Origin of the sequence: Sphingobacterium sp. LRF_L2 (assembly GCF_965644235.1) — a bacterium.
Classification (GTDB): Bacteria; Bacteroidota; Bacteroidia; order Sphingobacteriales; family Sphingobacteriaceae; genus Sphingobacterium.
This window is the reverse complement of the sequence record NZ_CBFFRI010000004.1, coordinates 513,937-533,621: the sequence shown is the minus strand read 5'-3', so window position 1 is coordinate 533,621 and position 19,685 is coordinate 513,937. Positions and strand designations below refer to the sequence as shown.

Annotated in this window: 13 protein-coding genes; 8 read left to right on the top strand and 5 right to left on the bottom strand. The window is 44.4% G+C overall.

Annotated elements, in window-relative coordinates; genetic code table 11:
- Window positions 1–529: 529 nt before the first annotated feature.
- The 3 genes from ACSZOX_RS11035 to ACSZOX_RS11025 are packed head-to-tail and all read left to right on the top strand — an operon-like array spanning window position 530 to window position 6,054.
- Window positions 530–1,501, top strand: coding sequence for a hypothetical protein (locus ACSZOX_RS11035; protein WP_437920013.1), 972 nt, complete (start codon window positions 530–532; stop codon window positions 1,499–1,501).
- A complete protein-coding gene (locus ACSZOX_RS11030; protein ID WP_437920012.1) occupies window positions 1,437–4,688 on the top strand; it encodes a TonB-dependent receptor plug domain-containing protein in 3,252 nt (1,083 codons plus the stop codon). Before ACSZOX_RS11035 ends, ACSZOX_RS11030 begins: the two co-directional genes overlap by 65 nt.
- A gap of 4 nt (window positions 4,689–4,692) precedes the next feature.
- Entirely contained in the window at window positions 4,693–6,054 is a 1,362-nt protein-coding gene (locus tag ACSZOX_RS11025; protein WP_437920011.1) for a RagB/SusD family nutrient uptake outer membrane protein, read from the top strand.
- An 85-nt stretch (window positions 6,055–6,139) separates the two neighbouring features.
- On the opposite strand, the gene ACSZOX_RS11020 is transcribed toward ACSZOX_RS11025, so the two are convergent.
- The 3 genes from ACSZOX_RS11020 to ACSZOX_RS11010 all read right to left on the bottom strand — a co-directional run bounded on the left by ACSZOX_RS11020 (window position 6,140) and on the right by ACSZOX_RS11010 (window position 7,903).
- On the bottom strand, window positions 6,140–6,433 hold the full coding sequence (locus tag ACSZOX_RS11020) for a hypothetical protein (RefSeq protein ID WP_437920010.1): 294 nt from the start codon (window positions 6,431–6,433) through the stop codon (window positions 6,140–6,142).
- A 138-nt stretch (window positions 6,434–6,571) separates the two neighbouring features.
- Entirely contained in the window at window positions 6,572–7,198 is a 627-nt protein-coding gene (locus tag ACSZOX_RS11015) for a MauE/DoxX family redox-associated membrane protein (protein WP_437920009.1), read from the bottom strand.
- A 105-nt stretch (window positions 7,199–7,303) separates the two neighbouring features.
- Window positions 7,304–7,903 carry a Crp/Fnr family transcriptional regulator gene (locus ACSZOX_RS11010; RefSeq protein WP_437920008.1) on the bottom strand — a complete coding sequence of 200 codons (600 nt, stop codon included), beginning with the start codon at window positions 7,901–7,903 and terminating at the stop codon, window positions 7,304–7,306.
- Window positions 7,904–9,578: 1,675 nt separating this feature from the next.
- Here ACSZOX_RS11010 and ACSZOX_RS11005 point away from each other — a divergent pair.
- The gene (locus tag ACSZOX_RS11005) at window positions 9,579–10,712 is read left to right on the top strand and encodes a DUF3500 domain-containing protein (protein WP_437920007.1); all 1,134 of its coding nucleotides are present in this window, start codon (window positions 9,579–9,581) and stop codon (window positions 10,710–10,712) included.
- Between the two features lie 128 nt (window positions 10,713–10,840).
- On the opposite strand, the gene ACSZOX_RS11000 is transcribed toward ACSZOX_RS11005, so the two are convergent.
- On the bottom strand, window positions 10,841–11,533 hold the full coding sequence (locus tag ACSZOX_RS11000) for a LytR/AlgR family response regulator transcription factor (RefSeq protein WP_437920006.1): 693 nt from the start codon (window positions 11,531–11,533) through the stop codon (window positions 10,841–10,843).
- Complete coding sequence (locus tag ACSZOX_RS10995; RefSeq protein WP_437920005.1) at window positions 11,520–12,644, bottom strand: sensor histidine kinase; 1,125 nt, start codon at window positions 12,642–12,644, stop codon at window positions 11,520–11,522. The genes ACSZOX_RS11000 and ACSZOX_RS10995 overlap by 14 nt, the downstream gene beginning before the upstream one ends.
- Window positions 12,645–12,983: 339 nt before the next feature.
- On the opposite strand from ACSZOX_RS10995, the gene ACSZOX_RS10990 reads away from it, so the two are divergent.
- The 4 genes from ACSZOX_RS10990 (at window position 12,984) to ACSZOX_RS10975 (ending at window position 19,637) form a co-directional block, all read left to right on the top strand.
- Entirely contained in the window at window positions 12,984–13,538 is a 555-nt protein-coding gene (locus tag ACSZOX_RS10990) for an RNA polymerase sigma-70 factor (protein WP_437920004.1), read from the top strand.
- Window positions 13,539–13,582: 44 nt separating this feature from the next.
- Window positions 13,583–14,554, top strand: a complete 972-nt coding sequence (locus ACSZOX_RS10985; protein ID WP_437920003.1) for a FecR family protein — start codon at window positions 13,583–13,585, stop codon at window positions 14,552–14,554.
- 4 nt (window positions 14,555–14,558) lie between these two features.
- Window positions 14,559–17,906 carry a SusC/RagA family TonB-linked outer membrane protein gene (locus tag ACSZOX_RS10980; RefSeq protein WP_437920002.1) on the top strand — a complete coding sequence of 1,116 codons (3,348 nt, stop codon included), beginning with the start codon at window positions 14,559–14,561 and terminating at the stop codon, window positions 17,904–17,906.
- A 207-nt stretch (window positions 17,907–18,113) separates the two neighbouring features.
- Window positions 18,114–19,637: a SusD/RagB family nutrient-binding outer membrane lipoprotein gene (locus tag ACSZOX_RS10975; RefSeq protein ID WP_437920001.1), complete on the top strand. Its 1,524-nt coding sequence runs from the start codon at window positions 18,114–18,116 to the stop codon at window positions 19,635–19,637.
- Window positions 19,638–19,685: the final 48 nt, after the last annotated feature.

The following is a 19,685-nucleotide window of genomic DNA, read 5'->3' as shown; positions in this document are numbered from 1 at the left end:
GTAAACAACTTTATAAGAACGTACCTTGTTCGCCGGAATAAAATGGCCTTCGGACAAAGAGGAGAGGAGTCTGCCTTTTCAAAAAAATCCTTCCTGTTATCGGAATAAGATTTTTTTGTTTTAGCTTGGCTCAATAGATAGAGACGCCCTTAGGTGCTTTATACTATAGATCCCTCCGAAGTCGGGAGAACAATATTTCCCAGACTATTCCTTGATGTCCGTACCGACCTCTTTATTTTATACAATTGACGAATGTGTGCATCGCTGCGGACATAGGCCGTAGATCGGTTTGGTTCTTTTTATTTTTTAAGCACTTTAAAATTAGCAAACTTTTTTGCGTCTTCCAAGCGATACGAATTATATTATTGTTGTTTGTCAATAATTGGAGGTCGGTTTTTATTTTCATTTCCGTGAATGGCCAGTGAAAAGTATTAACTCTTATATTATGAAGACCAGTAGAGGGCATTCGGAAGCAATCAATTTTTCTTTAACCTAGAGGCTTTTTAGCCTCTATCTAATAGCTATAAGAATGCGAAAATTACGCAAAGGGGAGAGCTATGCTCTTTTGAAAGAGTTTCTTTTAAAACTAATATTTAAATCAAAGAATAACCGTAGCAGGACGCTGTTCAGCTTCGGGGTATGTTTCGTTTTGTTGTTTAGTAATCAGTTGACTGCTCAGGAGCCCCGCAGGGACAGCGGGGCCGATGGGTTTTCAGGAGGTCAGACAACCATACTTAAAGCTGCGGTACGATCTGCGGCAACAGATCTGCCGATAGAGGGGGCCAGGATCCGTATCGACGGGCTTTCCTCCTGGATATTTACAGATAAGGAGGGTATTTTCGAGATCTCAACGCCGAAGTCGAAGGGTAATCTTATCATAAGCTTTGATCAGTACGATCCACTCGAGCTGTCCTTTGAAAATGGCATGTTAAGTAACGGACGATCTGTTTTTTATCTCGCCCGTAATACCTCAGTAATCCGCCCTTTATACCTTGGGGATAGTATTCCCGAGAGCCTTTGGGACATGCCCCTTAGGGTTGTAAATCACAGCGGGGGACGCAGTACCGTCACGTTGCGTGAGTATAGCCAAACGAAATTAATTGTGCTTGATTTCTGGACGGTGTACTGTTCGCCCTGCATCCGTACAGTGAGCAGATGGGAGTCGGTTATGGAGCACCGCGCTGCCGGTGAAATCGCGTACCTTACCGTATATGTCGATTTCGAAGACCGCGCACTTCCTTTTATCAAAAACAGAGGCTGGCGTTCCACGGCCATCGTAGGAGAGGTCCACAGGTTACTTAATGCCTATTTTTTCAGGGAATTCCAGCTGGGTGCCGTGGTATTTATCAGGGACGGTAAGTTTTTTGCTGTCCCAAAGAACAAAGGATACCGGGAGGCCGAGCTGACGGCACTGCTGGACGGAGAGGACGTGGAATATGAATCCGATCTATCGTTTGCCCATATCCGTAATGCCGTCGGGGAAGGAGTGGACAATGATTAGATGTCTTGTGCTATCTTTTTTTATGTTCAGCGTCTGCCTTTTCAGCATCGCGCAGGAGAAATATAGCGGAACGGTATTGGATGCGTCCCGTCGTCCCTTGGCGGGTATCAATCTGGAGCTCTATCCAACAGGAGAGCGTTTAAAAACGGATAAAGAAGGGGGCTTCAGTTTTACGGGGCCGTCTGAGGGCAAAGTGCGTTTTTCGGGCGTGGGATTCCGTTCCCTGGTTGTCCATCTACCAAAAGGAGGCGTCCACCAGACGGTCGTATTACAGGACAGCATCCGGGAGATCGAAGAGGTTGCAATCAATTCGGGTTATATAACCCTTCCGAAAGAAAGGAGCACGGGTTCCTATTCCGTGCTATCGAATACGGTACTGCAGCGGAACAATGCGGTATCACTGCTGGATAGGATGGAAGGGACGGTCGACGGCCTTGTCTTTGACCGGCGCAACGCGGGCGTCGAAACAGCTGAGCAGGCCCCTGCACTCCGCGTCCGTGGGCTCGGTACGATCCTGTCCTCGACAGAGCCGCTGATCATTGTAAACGGTTTTCCCTATGACGGTGAACTGGATGATCTAAACCCCGACGAGGTGGACAACATCGTTTTTCTCAAAGACGGTGCGGCAGCTTCCATATGGGGTGCCAGGGCCGGAAACGGGGTGATTGTTATCACGCTGAAAAAAGGCGGTGAGCAGAGAGGTCTCCGGTTTAACTTCCGGTCGACCTATTCCCTTTCGGGCAGGCCGGATCTTTTTTATAACAGAAGGTTCATGGATGCTGCCGGACTGATCGATTTTGAAAAGCGTGCATTTGCAAACGGTTATACCGTGGAGGATCCGATCAGTCCGCTATCGCCGGTAGCTGAACTGTTGTTCGCAGAGAAAAACGGCCATATCACCGCTGAGGTACTGGAAAGGGAACTTTACGGACTGTCAGTGAACGATATCCGCAGGGAAGCAGGTGACAGGCTCTACCGCCAGAGTTCGGTGCACCAGCAGCATCTGCGTTTCGAGGGAGGTACAGCGGGAGGCTATAGATTCTCCAATGCACTATCCTACAGGAAAAACCTCGGTGAACTGACCGGTGACAGCGGGCAGTCTCTGTCTTTCTACAGTAACAACCATTTCCGTTTGAACGGGTCCCTATCGGCGGATGTGAACCTGATCATGGGAAGGGAGACGAAAATAAACAACGGGATAGGGTTATATTCGCATACCGCGGCCGGGAGCAATATTTTTTACCCTTATTCGACCCTTGGAACCGCAGGCGATTACCAGGCCGCAAAGCCCGCATACCGTACCTCATATGTCGAATCGCTGATGGAAGAGGGGCTGCTTGACTGGCGTTATTATCCGTTGGAGGAAGTGGAGATCAATGATGACCGTACTTCGGCACGTAACCTTAATCTGACGGCGGGACTGGACTACCGGATCCTTGAAGGCCTTAAATTTGGACTTTCCTATAACTTTCAGGATTATCTGGGGCTCAGGACGCGTTTCCTGGACCGTAATTCCTATTATGTAAGGGATCTTGTCAACAGGTTTACACAGGACGACGGAACAAAGATCTTTCCGGAGGGTGATATTCTGGAAAATTTCGGGACCCTGACCCGGAGCCATACGGGAAGGGCGCAGCTTGTGCTGGACCGTGCCATCGGTAAGCGAGGCCTGCTTACTGCCCTGGGCGGCATGGAGATCAGGGAATCGCGGTACCGCAGCGAACCGGGCAGCCGTCTGATCGGGCTCGAATACGACTATCTTTCGGCAAACCAGTCCGCGGATTATATGAACTTTTACCCTACCAGGCCCTACGGCTACCAGTACCGTATCGAACAGCTGCCGAACAGCCTTGCCGAAATAACGGACAGATTCATTTCCTATTACCTCAATGCCAATTACAGGATGTTGGGACGGCTCGATATTTCCGGTAGTGCCCGTTGGGATGCATCGAATCTTTTTGGGGTTGACTTCAACCGTAAAGGTGTACCGCTGTGGTCCGCGGGGATAAAGTATGCCCTTGTCCAAGATGCGAACCGGAACCTTGCAGCCCGTTTTACGTACGGGGTAAGCGGCAATATCAATAAGTCGGCCTCGGCCGTGCCCACGGTAACCTATGGTGTGAACAGCGAACTTGGATTGACCACAGCTGCACTGACAAATCCCGGCAATGCGGATCTGAGGTGGGAAAAGACCAGGATCACGAACCTCGGATTTGATTTTGACCTCTGGGGGTTTCTGCGCGGTAGCCTGGACGGTTATGTGAAGAACAACGTAGACCTGATCGGTGAGCCTTTACTGGATCCGACCTCGGGGATCTCTTCCTATGGAGGAGCCTACATGGACCATCTGATCAATTATGCGGGCCTGAAGACATACGGGATGGATATGAACATCAATCTGCGCAGGAATGTCTCTGCAGTGGGGTGGGAGGGCAACTTTATTTTCAGCTACGCGGTCAACCGTATCACGGCATATAACTCAAATCCACCGGTTTCTGTGCTTCCCTATCTCGACAGCTTCTCGCCGACACCGATGGAGGGGTATTCGCGGGATGTTGTCTATGCGCTCCCATGGAACGGGCTGGGTGCGGAAGATGGTTTTCCTATCGTATATATCGATGGAAACGAAAGCCGTGACTACGCATCATATTTTAACGGTCTTACACACGCAGACCTGAAGGTGATGGGATCTTCGATCCCGCTTTTCACCGGCAGTTACAGTTCTTCGATAGCGCTGCCCTCGAAGAACTGTGGAATGAGTTTCAATATCTCCTGGAAAGCGGCGTACAAGGTAAGACAGAGCAGTATCGACTATACGCAGCTCTACAATAATCTTCTGGGCCATGTGGATTATCAGGACAGATGGCAGTCGGCGGGAGACGAAAAACATACACATATCCCTGCAATACCGGAGAGCCCCAATACGATGATGGACAATGTCTACAGATATTCGGATATTCTGGTGGCCAATGGCAGCCACATAAGGCTGAACGATGTCCAGCTGTTCTATGATTTCGAATGGGGCGGCCGGAGGGCCGGGACTGCACGCCGTCTGCGTCTGAACCTCGTGCTCTCGAACATCGGGATACTCTGGAAATCCAAGGGTACGCTGATCGATCCCGATTACCCATCGGCGCAATACCGCCCTTCCCGTTCCCTAAATATATCAATGAACCTAAACCTGTAATAAGATGAAAAGATTTGTATGGATGCTGTGCTTTCTGCTGCTTAATGGATGCACGAAGGATTTTCTCGGTTTAAAGAAGGACAGGGCGATGGTTGTTCCCACGCAGCTGAAGGATTTTTTAGCCATGCTCGATTATGAAACGCTGATGAACAGCGGTGCCGGCTATACGCTGAGCGAAATGTCCACCGATGATTACTTTATCGATGCCGGCCGCTGGACGGCACTGTCGAACCTGACGTATAAGAACGCCTATGTGTGGTCGGGAGATATCTTTCAGGGTGATCAGAGCTACGATTGGAACTGCGGTTACAGCCGTGTGCTTGTGGCAAACGTGGTGCTGGACGGACTGGAAGATCTGCAGGTGAGCGGGACAGAGCGTAATGAATACGACTATGTAAAAGCGTGTGCCCTGTTCCACAGAAGTTATGCTTTTTATCTTCTGGTAACACAGTTCTGTGGCCAGTACGAAAATGATACGGCCGGAGAGCTGCCGGGCATACCGCTGAAACTCTCTGCCCTGGTGGATGAAACGGTGGCACGGGGCCGTCTCTCGGACAGTTATACAAAGATAACCGAAGATCTGCTCGCTGCAGATTCGATGTTCGGGGATGATACGGGGATCGTTGCAAAGACCAGGCCTTCGAAACTTTCGGTGTGTGCGCTGCTCTCGCGGATCTACCTCTTGATGGGGGACTACGGGCGAAGCGTTGAATATGGGGAGACGGTGCTTGATGCTTACGATAAACTGATGGATTACAACTCGGTGGGCATATCGGATAATTTTCCGTTCAACAAATACAATGATGAGGTATTATTCCTGGATGTGATGGCCTCTACAACGCCGCTTACCCAGACTCGTTTGCAGATTGATACGCTTCTTTTATCGGCCTATCACAGTGATGATCTTCGAAAAACTGCCTTTTTCAGGAAAAATGGGACAAATACCACTTTCAAGGGATCGTATGGCGGCACATCGGCATTTTTTATCGGACTGAGTGTGCCCGAGATTTATCTTAATATTGCAGAGGGGTACGCCCGTATGGGGAAGATGGACCAGGCCAGATTATATATACTGAGATTGATGGAGGCCCGGTACCTTGGCTCTACGGATCCTGTTTCGCTGCTGCCTGCAGATGATGGATTGCTGGATTTTATTCTGGGGGAGCGGAGAAAGGAAATGGTCTTCCGGGGTATGCGCTGGAATGATCTGAAGAGGCTGAACAAGGAAGACGGACGCCGTAAGACACTGTACCGCAATATTGGCGGTGAGCTTTATGTGCTCGAACCTAACAGCCCAAATTATGTGTTTCCGATTCCCGATAATGCTGTGGTTCTGGGAGGATATGAGCAGAATGTAAGGTATTGATCGGTGAAAGCCCCCGGCTATGGGGGCTTTCTTTTAGAGCGTGACCAGGTCTCCGTGTAAAGGAATGATCTTAAACAGGGACTGATCAATCCTCGTCACTGAAAGCCTGATCTTTTATCTGACTTGGTGTCAGAGCAGAACGCAGCGTCGGTGATGATATTGGGTTATGTGTCTGCACGGCACACTCTGTTCCCGAAGTTAATTCAGGGTTACAGTCTCCCGATGGTACATTTGCCAATGGCTGTAGATAGCCGCTCGCATCTGTGTAATACCAGTTGTCGACAAGACGTGTACTGTTTTTTGATAGACCAAAAGCAGAAAAACCTAATACAGCTACCGCAGCCACTATGGCCATGGTATACGATTTTAATGTTTTCATAATTGAAAAAATTAGTGGTTAGCGATATATCGGTACTCTTTTCCGCGAGGCGTACCGATGTTAGCCCCTTCCGTATTTTCTCCGGAACCTGTAGCTTATGGTTATGACCGGAACGGGACGTTTCGAACGGCCCGATCTTTACGTGTATACGGTAAACGGATTATTTTTCTCTACCGGCCTGCCCGGGAATAGGGCGAATCTCCTTGGAAATCTCCGATAACGCACAGATGCAATCGCAAACAGGCAGAGCGACCGTATGATGAAAAAGGCCCTGAACAGGGATTTTGGCTTTTTATAAGGGCGTGGGCGGTTCTCCTTTTTCTTACCTTTTGTGAGATAGGCCCCTAAGAGCGAAATTGCTGCAAGTAAGAGATTCATAGCCAGATGCCACGTCCATGATAAGTTGCTGAACACCGATGCACAGCCACAGGGGCGCTCGGCGTAGTATCCTAAAAGTCCCAGAGCGATATAGATACTGAAGATCAGAAGCAGTCCTGCTGAGAGGAGGTAAGGGATGCTGTGCATAGTTACGGTACCTTTACGAAATTTACGTTCCGGAAAAATAAACAACAGGGCGATAGCTGATTCGAACAGAGGCAGTGACCAGTAGAGCAGGCCTGCTGACCAGTCGGGAAGTGGCTGGCTTAGCAGGACAAGCTTAAAGCTATCGAGTGCGAAAAGTTTATCGATAGCGACATACAGCCAGAATACCATCAGGAAGATCCGTATACTGTAAAGGGCGATATGTCTTATTCCTGTTTTCATTGCTTTTTTTATTGCATGTTGCTGTAAATCTTACATTTCAAATGTAGCAAGCATTTTTCCCCTAAAAAGCGTCACTATATGGCGTTAATTTGGGGTAATTTTGACCTATAAGGATCTTTTAATGCGTTGAATCGTTCTTAAGGAGATTGCAAGTAGTTCCGATTGTTCTTTTTGTGTCAACAGTCTAAAAAGGTCTGGAAAGTTATTTCTGAAATTGCGATACCGTTCTGCGTTATCGCTTATCCGGTGGATATCGAGCAGCTTGTCGATCTGTCTCTTTTTCTTGTTGAACAGGAGGTCAACCAAATTTTCAATTCCCTTATCTTCATAGCGAGCCAATTGGACATTTTTATAGGGAATTTGAATGACTGTACTATTGCGTAGTGCGATAATGTCTACGTCTGTCGGAGTGGAGCTCTTGCTGTGGTTGGTGGTAAAAAGTGCCTGAAGCGGCCTTGCCACTGTCTTTAGAGATCTTTTCCCGGTTCTGTATTCCAACTGTTGTTTGGCCAATAGTCCTTCGCAGACAAAGTAGATGTTCTGTTGTTTTTCTCCCGCCCTGTAAAGCAACTGGCCTTTTTTCACCTGCATGGCCTTGCTATTGGCTTTCAGCCAGACGCCGTGCTCTACCTGTATCTCCTCATGCGCTGACCAATAGGTCAACAAGATCTTAAAAGCCTTTTCTTTGCTGAAATAGTTTTTCATATGTAAATTATCTTTTCTTAATGGCCATATGGAATTTCCGGATCATTTTCATTTGTGTTTATTGATCGTATTTAATTCTAATGGAATCAATGAACTCAATACATTCAGTGTGCAATCATGGACATTTCATAATTAGAATTCTCAGTTTAAAGTCATTGCTTTCTGACAGCCTCTAATGGTTTGATCAATCAGATATTTCAATGTGTTTTTTAAACCTGTACATTGATTGTCGTCAATATAGATCAGGACTCCTCATCTCGACGAAAAAAAGCGTGGATAGGCAAAATCGGCGCGAATCGTGCGCGAATCCGGCGCAGACAGGATAAAATGTGCGCGAACGGTCTTTTCTGTTTGGGGCTTACTGCATCGATAAACGTGAGCAGGGCATATTCTTTTGCCTTTGTTCTACCTTTGTTCTGACTTTCTTCGGACCAACTTCGCCCTTTCTTCGGTCGCCGCTTTACTTTTTTCTTACTGTCGTTATACTATTTCTTTACTGAAGTAACCAAACAGTATAACGGGAGTATCATAAATGTACTTCAGCGGCCGAACAATTAGCGATGATGATAGGGTGTTTGTTATAACAAGATCCGAAGAAAGGTTATCTATCCGACAGTATCCGACAAGATGTAAGCACACGTCCGCCAACTATCCGACAAGTCGCTGTAAACACTGTTTTTTTTATTGACCTATTTTCTATGTTTGTTATGTAAGGCAGAAATACCGGTAAAAATATCCGGTCATAATTGCTGGTAAAGTCGTTGATTGGTATAAGTTACAAAGTGATGAAAGAGTTACGAGATTACATTTTTTGCAAATTCGTGAAGTCGTTGATTCGTAAAGTTGTAAAGTCGTGAATTTGTAAAGTTGTGAAGGAAAAAAAAACAGTGCAAATATCGCCTTTTCAGAGCTCGCGTGAGGAAATAATTGCAAAGCGATCTTTTTAGGAATGGCCTTGGTTCTTTCTACGGAAATCTTTGATCAGGAAATTCTGTTAAGAACGAAACACTGTCTGAGCGAAGCGAGTTTGTTTCGTTTAAGAATTTACGATAAAAGATAGTAGAAGCACCCCAAGGATGACCCAAGAATGGAGCAAGAAACACCTAAGAACGACCTAAGCACAACCCAAGGATGACCTAAGAACGGAGCAAGAAACACCTAAGATGACCTAAGCGCACCCCAAGGATGACCTAAGAACGGAGCAAGAAACACCTAAGAATGACCTAAGCGCACCCCAAGGATGACCCAAGAACGGAGCAAGAAACACCTAAGAACGACCTAAGCGCAACCCAAGCGCAACCTAAGGATGAACCAAGAACGGAGCAAGAAATACCTAAGAACACCCCAAGCGCAACCCAAGGATGACCCAAGGATAATACAAGCTATACCCTGCCTATACACAAGAAACAACCAAGAAGATTACAACGCACACCTAAGAAAAAGAGCGATTTTTGGTTGATAGCTTGGTAGGTATATAGTTTTCATCGGGTTGGATGACCGTTTCTAATTTAATTATTTCGGCCAGGTTTATTGATAGCTGATGCTATAGAAACGCGAGCGCAAGCCCTACTGCTGAGATCAAAATACACCTATTTGCCGATACATCCGCTGTATACGCCGATACTACTTTGTGTTTCTGAAAGTAACTCGTTTTTTTACGAAAAAATTATTGTTTATGAAAGGTTCACGATTGAAAACACAAATGAATAATTATTTGCAGATCAGCTACAGTAGATTGCTTCAGTTGGCTTTGTCCTTTAGTATTGTGCTTTCGGGCTGCTCGAAAGACGATGTCGATAGTACTGCTGTTTCAGAAACCGATACTGCTGCCGAGGCTATTGAAGTTACAGGCTGTTCAACTTCGACCGGTATTGCAAAGGTAATATGTCTTGCGGATGCGTTTAAAGCCCAGCTGAGTACAACCCAATTGGCAACGGTACAATTGAGCTATTCGAAGGCTAATGCCATAAAATGGTCTAATTTTCCGCAGGCTTTGGTGTCAAGCGCCTATAAACGCGTTGGCCTGAACTTCGGTTCTATGTCTACGGAACAGATCCAGTATGCAAAGGCTTTACTGAAAGAGATCACGGGAACAGACGAGAATGAGGGCTACAGTGAATTGGAGCAGATTTTAAATGCCGATAACTACCTTGCAAGCTTAAATGCAAATGGTGGCTACGGTTCGGCTAATTACTATTTGGCTTTTTTAGGTACACCGGCAACAACGGGTACATTCGAAATCCAATTTGGTGGTCACCATCTTGCAATCTCAAATACATACACCGATGGCGTGTTGGTTGGTGCGACGCCTTCATTTAGAGGGGTAGAGCCGCTTGCTTCTTTTACCTATAACGGTGTAACGAATATTCCGTTGACACAGGAACAGACGGCATTCATAAATATTTTAAGTAGCTTGTCAACAAGTGAGTTGGCTACGGCTAAATTAAGTCCCACTGTAAGCGATCTTGTTGCTGGACCACAACAGGACGATAATTTCCCAAGCACGTACTCGGGGATAAAATGCAGTAACTTAACAACGGCTCAAAAGGAATTGGTGCTGACAGCGATTAAAACTTATGTAAACGATGTGGCAGGATCGGAGTCTATTTTGGCGAAGTACGAGAGTGAGCTGGATAATACTTATATCGCTTATTCGGGAACAACCGCCCTTAATACGCGAGGAGATTATATCCGTATCGATGGTCCTTCGGTTTGGATTGAGTGGGCTGGCCAAGGTGGTGTGGTGTTTAATGTGTCCCATCCGCATTCGGTATGGCGCGATAAGTTAACGGATTACGGTGGAAATTAAATACAATATATATCTTTTTGAAAGTCGGCTAGGTGATCTTAGACCGACTTTTTTACTTTAAAATAACTGCTTTTTTGTTCTCGTGATGGATTCAATTGACCTCGCCGTTTGTAAGGGATATACTTTTTTTAGGTGAGAAGACGCAGGTAATCCTTTACGGCTTGTATATAACTTGGGCCAACGGGTATAGCGGTGGTACGTAAACTAAGTTCTTTGTTTTTGAAACTTCGGATCACGTTTGTTGCCACGATATAGCTGCGATGTACTTTGAGGAAATGTGCGGAAGATAATTTATCCTGTATACTTTTTAACGTGGATAGGGTGTTGATCGCACTGCCATCAAGAAGATGTATGCGGACGTAATCGGAGATGCTTTCCAGATACTCGATTTCTGAAAAACGTATTTTAGTCAGTCGGTAGCCGGAATACACCGTAAGATATTGACCATCGCGAGGGGCAGATGACATTAATTTCTGCCGTACTTTCCCCACCGCAGTCTCAAAGCGTTCAAAGGTAAAAGGCTTCAACAGAAAGTCTACAGCATCAAGATCATAACTTTCTACCGCATAATCTTTATACGCGGTGGTAAAAATTACATAGGTATCAGTCAGTTGTTTTGCTAGACTGATACCGTCGATGTCGGGCATGTCTATATCCAGGAACATGACATCGACAGCATGTCCCTGCACGTATGCATCGACCTTTGTCGCATCATCGAAGGTATGGAGCAATTCAAGCCCTTCTACGCGTAGGGAAAAATTTTTTATGATGTCTAGCGCCAGTGGCTCATCGTCGACGGCGATACACTTAATTGTTTGCATGCAGTTCGATTACAAGATTGACAGTAAAATAGTGATTTTCTTCGCGAATAGCAAGCTGATGGCTTTCTGGATAGAGCAGATTGAGCCGTTTGCTTACATTTTTTAAACCGATGCCATAGCCCACCGTATTTGGCGATTTGAAAACCTTGTTTACGGTTTGGAAATGGAGCTTGTTTTCTTGGCAGCGCAGGCTGATGTGAATGGGGGCCGGTTCTTTTTTACTGATGCCATATTTGAAAGCATTTTCGATAAAGGGCATCAATAGTGAAGGATAGATCTTCGTGCTGCATCCGCCGACATCATAGGTTTCCGTTACTTCGCAATTGGCAGATAAGCGGAGCCTTTGCAACGCTATAAAATCTTGCACGAAGGCGATTTCTTTTTCAATCGATACTTTGGCATCGGGCAATTCTTCCATAAAATAACGCAGGAGGTTGGAAAGCTTGACAATACTATCGACGGTGGATGCGGAATTTGAAATCGCCAAACTGTAGATGTTATTCAGTGTGTTGAAGAGGAAATGGGGATGTACTTGTGCTTTCAAGAGCTCCAGATTGACGAGCGCGTTTTCCCGCTCTAGGTCAGCTCGTTTGCGTTCGGAAATAAACCAATGGACGACGAGGACTTGCAGGAGGCTGAAAGTGCTGACGATAATAAAGAGATAACCTGCAGTGACATCAAAACGCCCATGGAAGAATCCGCCAGAAGGACCCTTTGCAAGGGAAGGCCCGCGGTCAGGTGCTGTTCCCGGCCGATTTCCCAACGGTGGAGGGCCGCCGGGATGAAAGGCTGAAGGTGCTTCTCCGCCGCGAAATGTATTTAAAATAAGCCGCTCAAAGGGTTTGCAAAACTGAAACACGGCAAATAACAAGCTGGTGAAGGCGATATAACGGAAGAATTTCTTTTGCAAAAGCAAACGTGGGATAACCAGTTTGGTTTGTAGGAAGTAAAGAAGCACAAAAACGATACAGAAGATCCAGTATTTGTAGGAGAGAAACAAGACGAGTACATCGCGTGTGGGATCGTTCTCAAAAAAAATCAGTGGAAACCCCATGAAAATAAGGAGCCCGATCAACTGAATAAGAAGTAGCGTATTTTTATAGCTTTTCATGCAACGAACGAATTTTTCAGTCTCAAATATTAATCGCTAAGACTATTCTAAAATAGTGAAAAATGTTCGTTTTATCGGCTTACAATCATTTTTTGAGGAACACAGAATCTGAAATAGTAGTGAAAAATAACAAGATCATCGCTTGGAGGCGTATGGCGCGGATTCACGACTGGATCAGGGGAAAACAATGGTGTAAATATTTAAGCGTATACGATTTAACATTAGATTTACTTTTAATTCATTTTTACGTAAAGAGAGTTGCTTTTTTTTGTACCGTAAAAGCCTAACTTGAACAAAAGGGGGCGCAGATCGTATCAAGAATACAAGTACACATATCTTATGTTAGTTGAAAAAGGGACCATCCTTGATTTTAAAGACTTTTATCTTACCTATAAAGATAAAGTGTATAGGTATGCTTATATGCACTTTAGGGATGAAGATCTCGCATTTGATATTGTACAGGAGGCATTTTCTAAAATATGGACGAAATGGGAGCAGCTCGACATAGAGCGAAACTTCCAGTCTTATTTGTACAGTATCACCCGCAATCTGGTCTTTGATGAATTGAGGAAAAGACAGGTGAGGCATCAGTATTCGGAGTTGAAACAGTTAGGGGTGGAAGCGGAGGACAATTCCAACGAAGAGTCTATCGCTTATCGTGATCTTGAAAAATTATATAAGGAGGCTATCTCTAAGCTTCCAAAATCTAGATTGGAAATCTATACCTTAAGCAAGGAGGAATTTCTGAAAAACAGTGAAATTGCTGAACGTTTAGGGCTTTCTGTAAACACAGTTCGGGAACATATTGTGAAGTCTAATAAGTTTGTTCGGGGGTATATTCTGGAACGTACAAGCATTTCATTAGCACTTTTAATCTTTTTTGATATTTTTTAAAAAAGTGACCGTCTTGTGTTTCATCACAGCCGTATATAGTATATATGGCAGCAGAAAATAAAAGCAATACCCAACTGAATCAACTGTACAAAAAGTACGTGTTGGATGATATCTCCGAAGAGGATCGTGCTATTCTATTGGGATTAATTTTGGATGCAGAGGAAGATGAATTGTGTGATATGGAGGAGATCCTGCATCTGGAAGCTCCTGCTCGGGTGCTACCAGATGACAAAACGGACGCTATCTTTAAAAATATTACTGGTCAAAGCTTGTCGCCGAAAGCTTTGCCGATCTGGCGTAACCCAAGCTATATGTCAGTTGCGGCCTTGTTAATAGCCGTATTGTTTGCTGCACTTTTCTTTTGGAAGAATCTACAGGACAACACGCTTCTCCCTTACAAGGAACTTGTATCGATCAGTAACCATACGAAATTTGTGAAATCGGTAGAATTGCGTGATGGGAGTAAAATTTTACTGAAGCAAGGTGCGCGCTTGGCGATATTGTCTGATTTTGATAAGGATAGTGTCCGTCGGGTAAAGTTGGAAGGTGAAGCCTTTTTTGAGGTTGCCAAAAATCCACAAAAAGCGTTCTGCGTGATCGAATCAGGTATTTTTGACGTACGTGTTCTAGGGACTGCATTTAACCTTGTAAATCTGCCTCAAAAGAATAATTTGGTACTGAAACATGGTAAGGTAAAGGTTTCCCGAGGTAACCAGCAAATGTTGGTGGATCCGGGTGAGGGGGTAAGTTACGATCTGCACAAGTCAGCTTTTGAAAAATCGCAGGCAGATACGGTTACAGCTGGACTCTGGACTTATGCCTTTCTCCGTTTTGAACAAGAGCCACTGACACAAATATTCCAAGACCTCAATGTCCTTTATCCGGAGGCTCATCTGTTCTTGCATAAAGACTACCAACAAGAGATTTTTACCGGTTACCTACCGTCTAATGATCTCGACAAATCAATAGAAATCCTTAACAAAGCATTCAACAATATTATTATTTCTAGACGCTGATTTTATGAAATTAAGCAAGTATTATTTCAAAGCCATGGGAGGGGCTTTCATCTCCCTATTTATTGGTGGCCAAGTCATGGCTAGCCATGCCTTACAAACGGAAGCGATCGGAAAAATCCTCGCTAAAATGGAGAAGAAACTCCATGTTAAGTTCAGCTACGACGCGTCAATATCGAGTCGACCTGTTCATGGCGATATCGATTTGGAAGATCTCAACAGGGGAAACATTGAGCCTTTCGTACGCCGTATGTCGAATGATGAACTGGTGGTCAATAAGATCGACGATAAGCTGTACGTGATCTCCAAAAGGGAGGGGAAACAAGTTGTTGGAGCGAATCGTTCCGTTAATGCAGCTGTGCAGCAAGAGGTAAGGGGACGAATTGTAGATCGAGAGACTGGTGAGGCTATTGCAGGGGTTAATGTTCGTGTATTGGGCACTACTTTGGTAGCGAACTCGGATGAACATGGTGTGTTTGTGCTACGCAATGCGTCTTCAAATGCTACATTGCAATTCTCGATTGTTGGCTACAAAACAATCGATGTGCCTGCAGCGCAAGCTAGCGCTGTGCGGTTGGAACGTTCTTCTTCGGAGCTAGATGAAGTGGTTGTGACCGCACTGGGGATCAAGAGAGATAAAAAGGCGTTAGGTTATGCCACGCAGAATATCAGTGGAAATGAGTTGGGAAAAGTGAAAGGTGTGGATGTGGGAACTACGCTGACGGGACGTATTTCTGGTGTTCGGGTTCGAAACAGTACAGAGTTTAACGCTGTGCCTGAAATCCAGGCAAGAGGTTTGACACCGATATTGGTGATTGATGGTGTGCTTTATGAGAATATGACCTTGCGGGAGATACCTGTAGATAATATTGCAGATATGAATATATTGAAGGGTGCGGCGGCAGCGGCTCTTTATGGTGAACGCGGTGCTGGTGGTGCGATCATGATAACCACAAAAAAAGGTCTGACTGAGGCAGGAACGGAAGTAACGGTGAGCAGCAATAACATGTTTTTCTCGGGCTATCTTGCTTTACCGAAAGTTCAACAGTCTTACTCTTCTGGTGAAGGTGGAAAGTTCAATAATAACGACTTTGTTTGGGGAGATAAGTTGGACATCGGAAGAACAGCTCTGCAGTGGAACCCTATAACAAAGCAACGGGAGGAAATGCCGCTGATATCGGCTGGGAAAGATAATTTTAAAAACTTCCTGGTACCGGGTTTTATTACAAATAATGCATTGAGCTTCACAAACCAGGGGGAATATGGTAGTATCCGTACAGCGGTTAACCATATTTATAACAAGGGCCAGTATCCAAATCAACAATTGAATTTGACTAATATCTCGGTTACGGGAACAACCAAATTGGGTAAAAAACTGGACTTGGAGACCAATATCGGTTACAATAGAAATTCCTCTAGTACAAACTTTGGTAAAGGTTACAACGAGCAGGGGTATATCTATAATTTGTTGGTGTGGACAGGACCTGAGTATGATATCCGCGATTATAAGGATTATTGGTTGATCAAAGATCAGTCTCAAAACTGGATGTACAACGGATGGTACGATAACCCTTATCTGATAGCGTACGAGAAAATCACCCCAGAGACGATCAACAAAATAAATGCGGCGCTTACTTTAAACTATAGGGTAACTGATTGGGGTAAATTTATGGTTCGCTCGGGCTACGATTATTTTGGATCGGAAAAAATACAAAGAAATCCGATAGGTATTTATGGTACGCGTGGAGGTTTTACCGATTATGGTGGATTTAGTGCCAGAGGTAAATACCAAAATGGAAAAGAAGATGGATTTAGCAGCAATACGGATGCGATATTCACGGCGAATAAAACTTGGGGCGATTTTAATGTAGAAGGTCTAGTCGGTGGGGCAATTTTATACAGCTTACGAAAAGGATCTGTGTTTTCAACGGTGAATGGCTTGTCTATTCCTGGCTTCTATTCCTTGACCAACTCGGTGGGCGCTATAAGCACCATACAGACACGACGTGAATTGATGAGTAATGCGTTATATGGCCGATTGGCGTTGTCTTGGAGAAATGCCCTATTTGTGGAGGCTACCGGACGTAACGAATGGTCTTCCACGTTGTCAAAGGCGCAACGTTCTTACTTTTATCCTTCGTTGTCGGCTAGTGCAAGTTTGACAGATTTAGTGGATTTTAAACAAAGTTGGTTAGATCATCTAAAGGTTCGTGGTGCTTGGGTGGTTACAAAATTAACACCTGTACCGTATGATATCAATAAGGCGTATACCTTAAAAAGTAATGTATGGGACGGATTGACACAAGCGACTTACGATTCTAAAATTAAGGACTTCTCTATTTCGCCTACACAGAATGACTCCTACGAATTTGGGGTGGATTTTGCAATCCTGAAAAATAGGGTCTATGGTAACTATACGCGGTATTACCGTTTAAGAAAGAATGAAGCTATCTCTTCTGAGATATCGCAAATGACGGGCTTCCAGACAAGGCTTATCAACACAAAGGAACAGATCATGACGAGAGGCCATGAGATCACTGTAGGTGGTATACCCATAAAGAATGATCATTTCAAATGGGATGTCATCGCAAACTTGTCGCAGAACTTAAATTACTACCACAAGTTAGATCCGGAGTATTCGATTGATGCACTTTATGTGAAAGAAGGAATGCGGACAGACTATATTACTTCTGCCGATTGGGAAAGATCGCCTTCTGGTGAAATTGTCCACAACACTTCTGGTATGCCAGTCACGGGTAAATATGCTGCTCATTTGGTAGGATATTCGGATCCGAAATGGTTCTGGGGGTTGAGCAACCAATTCCAATACCGCGATTTTAATTTTTCTTTTAGTATTGATGGTCGGATCAAAGGTATGTCGAACTCGGGTATCAACGGAAGATTGTGGCAAACAGGTGCGCACCCTGATTCGGATAATGAATACCGTTACGAAGAGGTGGTGAATGGCAATAAAACGTATGTTGCACCAGGTGTAAAGATTGTTTCGGGAGCCGTATCGTATGACAAATATGGACAGATTATGGAGGATACACGCGTTTTTGCAGAGAATGATCAGATTGTTTCTTACGAAGCTTATTGGAAATCTGCTTGGGGTGGACGTCGTAACTTGATGGACGAAACCTTTATTAAACTGCGAGAGGTTTCTTTGAACTACACGGTACCTACCGCTATTGCGTCTCGCTTCAAAGCTTCAAAGGCAAGTATAGGATTGACAGGACAAAACTTGTTCTTATGGACCAAAGAATACAAATTCTCTGATCCGGATATCGGTAAAGAGGATCTGAACTCGCCGTCGATGCGTTATATCGGCTTTAACATTAACATGACGTTTTAATTGAATTACATATATCACTATGAAATGTCCATGATTGCAAACCGAATGTAATGAGCTCATTGATTCCAATAGAATTAAACACGATCAATAAATACAAATGAAGATAATCTGGACATTCCATATGACCTTTAAAAACAAACCGAGTGAAACGAGCTCATTTATTCCAATGAAATCTAACACTTATAGATAAATTATTTATATATGAAAATGAGAAAGAGATATTTCGCGGTTGCACTTTTGGCTTTGCAACTTATGGGATGTTCTAAATTTGAAGAAATTAATACAAATCCGGAAACACCTGCACAGGTTAGATCTTCTATGATTGCGACACGTGTGATCTTGAGTATTGCAGATCAACCCGGTCAGAAAGATTTCATGCGGCCTTATTTTTTGACAAAAGCGATAACATGGGGTGAAATGGCCGATCAGAATTACCAGTTTAATGCACTTGGTACGCAGACGATGTCTTTGATTGGATTGAACGATGTGCAGTATATGGTGGATTATGCCGGCACAGAGAAATTAAAGAATGCTTACCAAGGTTTGATGCATTTCGCGCGTGCCTACCGTTTTTATGAGTTGACGATGGCTCTGGGGGATATTCCATACCACGATGCGCTGGTAGGTGAATCTGAACAGGTGTATTTTCCAAAGTACGATACGCAAAAAGAGGTCTTTTTGGGTATTTTAAATGAGTTGGAACAGGCCGATGAATTTTTTGCAGCGGGTGACAAATTCGATGGTGACCCAATGTTTGCTGGAGATTTGACGAAGTGGCGTAAGCTTGCCAACAGTTTTGAATTGAACGTCTTATTGCAATTGAGCAAAAAGGTGGATGATGTGGATCTGAAAGTGAAAGAACGCTTCAATGCGATCTTTACAGGAAAGCCTATTTTTCAGTCGAGTGCGGATAACTTTCAGTTGATACGTTCGGATAACAGCGGACAAACGTACCCATTTTATAAAGTTGGAAACAATAATTTGATATACCCGATTGTTTCGGATGAGATTATCGATCGATTGAAAGCATCGAAAGACAGACGATTGTTTTATTATGCAAAACCTTCACCGGTTAAAATCGCTGCTGGTCTATCGGCAACAAACTACGATGCGTATGTGGGGATAAGTCCTTCGCTGACCTATGGTGACTTGTCGACCGTACGATCAACGAATGACTATTCGAAATTAGGTGATCGGTATACGGAACTTCCTACGGGCGAACCTACACAGCAATATTCTTATGCACATATGTGTTTTGTTATTGCGGAAGCTGCGACTAGGGGATGGATCTCAGAGTCGGATGTGAATTGGTATAAAAAGGGTATTGAGGCGGCGATGAGCTTCGTGGTCGAAAATACAACGAATACAGAAGCTTTTCACCAAGGAATGCCAATGGATGAAACCTATATTGCGAATGCTGTAAATGAATATGGTACAAAATTCCCTACAACGTTGGAAGGAAAAATTGAAGCAATCATTACGCAAAAGTTCTTAGCAAGTTTTCTACAGGGACGTATTACGCCTTACTATGATTATAGACGTACTGGATATCCGAAATGGAAGATAAATCCGGCTTCGAGCTTAAATGTTGATGCGCCTGAAAAGATTCCTACACGCTGGATGTATCCTGCTATTGAATTCGCCAAGAATAGCGAGAATGTATCAGAGGCTATTAAGCGACAATATGATGGGGTAGATGATCCGAATCAGTTGATGTGGATTTTAAAATAGTAATATTTCTTTATTCCTATTCCCGATATAAGCCTACAGTTGTTCGAC

Bases quoted from the DNA above. Each gene is read 5' to 3' on its own strand.
- ACSZOX_RS11025 (WP_437920011.1), top strand. From the start codon at position 4,693: ATGAAAAGATTTGTATGGATGCTGTGCTTTCTGCTGCTTAATGGATGC.
- ACSZOX_RS11020 (WP_437920010.1), bottom strand. From the start codon at position 6,433: ATGAAAACATTAAAATCGTATACCATGGCCATAGTGGCTGCGGTAGCT.
- ACSZOX_RS10985 (WP_437920003.1), top strand. From the start codon at position 13,583: ATGGCAGCAGAAAATAAAAGCAATACCCAACTGAATCAACTGTACAAA.
- ACSZOX_RS11030 (WP_437920012.1), top strand. From the start codon at position 1,437: ATGAATCCGATCTATCGTTTGCCCATATCCGTAATGCCGTCGGGGAAG.
- ACSZOX_RS10975 (WP_437920001.1), top strand. From the start codon at position 18,114: ATGAGAAAGAGATATTTCGCGGTTGCACTTTTGGCTTTGCAACTTATG.
- ACSZOX_RS10995 (WP_437920005.1), bottom strand. From the start codon at position 12,644: ATGAAAAGCTATAAAAATACGCTACTTCTTATTCAGTTGATCGGGCTC.
- ACSZOX_RS11035 (WP_437920013.1), top strand. From the start codon at position 530: ATGCGAAAATTACGCAAAGGGGAGAGCTATGCTCTTTTGAAAGAGTTT.
- ACSZOX_RS10980 (WP_437920002.1), top strand. From the start codon at position 14,559: ATGAAATTAAGCAAGTATTATTTCAAAGCCATGGGAGGGGCTTTCATC.
- ACSZOX_RS11005 (WP_437920007.1), top strand. From the start codon at position 9,579: ATGAAAGGTTCACGATTGAAAACACAAATGAATAATTATTTGCAGATC.
- ACSZOX_RS11015 (WP_437920009.1), bottom strand. From the start codon at position 7,198: ATGAAAACAGGAATAAGACATATCGCCCTTTACAGTATACGGATCTTC.
- ACSZOX_RS11000 (WP_437920006.1), bottom strand. From the start codon at position 11,533: ATGCAAACAATTAAGTGTATCGCCGTCGACGATGAGCCACTGGCGCTA.
- ACSZOX_RS10990 (WP_437920004.1), top strand. From the start codon at position 12,984: ATGTTAGTTGAAAAAGGGACCATCCTTGATTTTAAAGACTTTTATCTT.
- ACSZOX_RS11010 (WP_437920008.1), bottom strand. From the start codon at position 7,903: ATGAAAAACTATTTCAGCAAAGAAAAGGCTTTTAAGATCTTGTTGACC.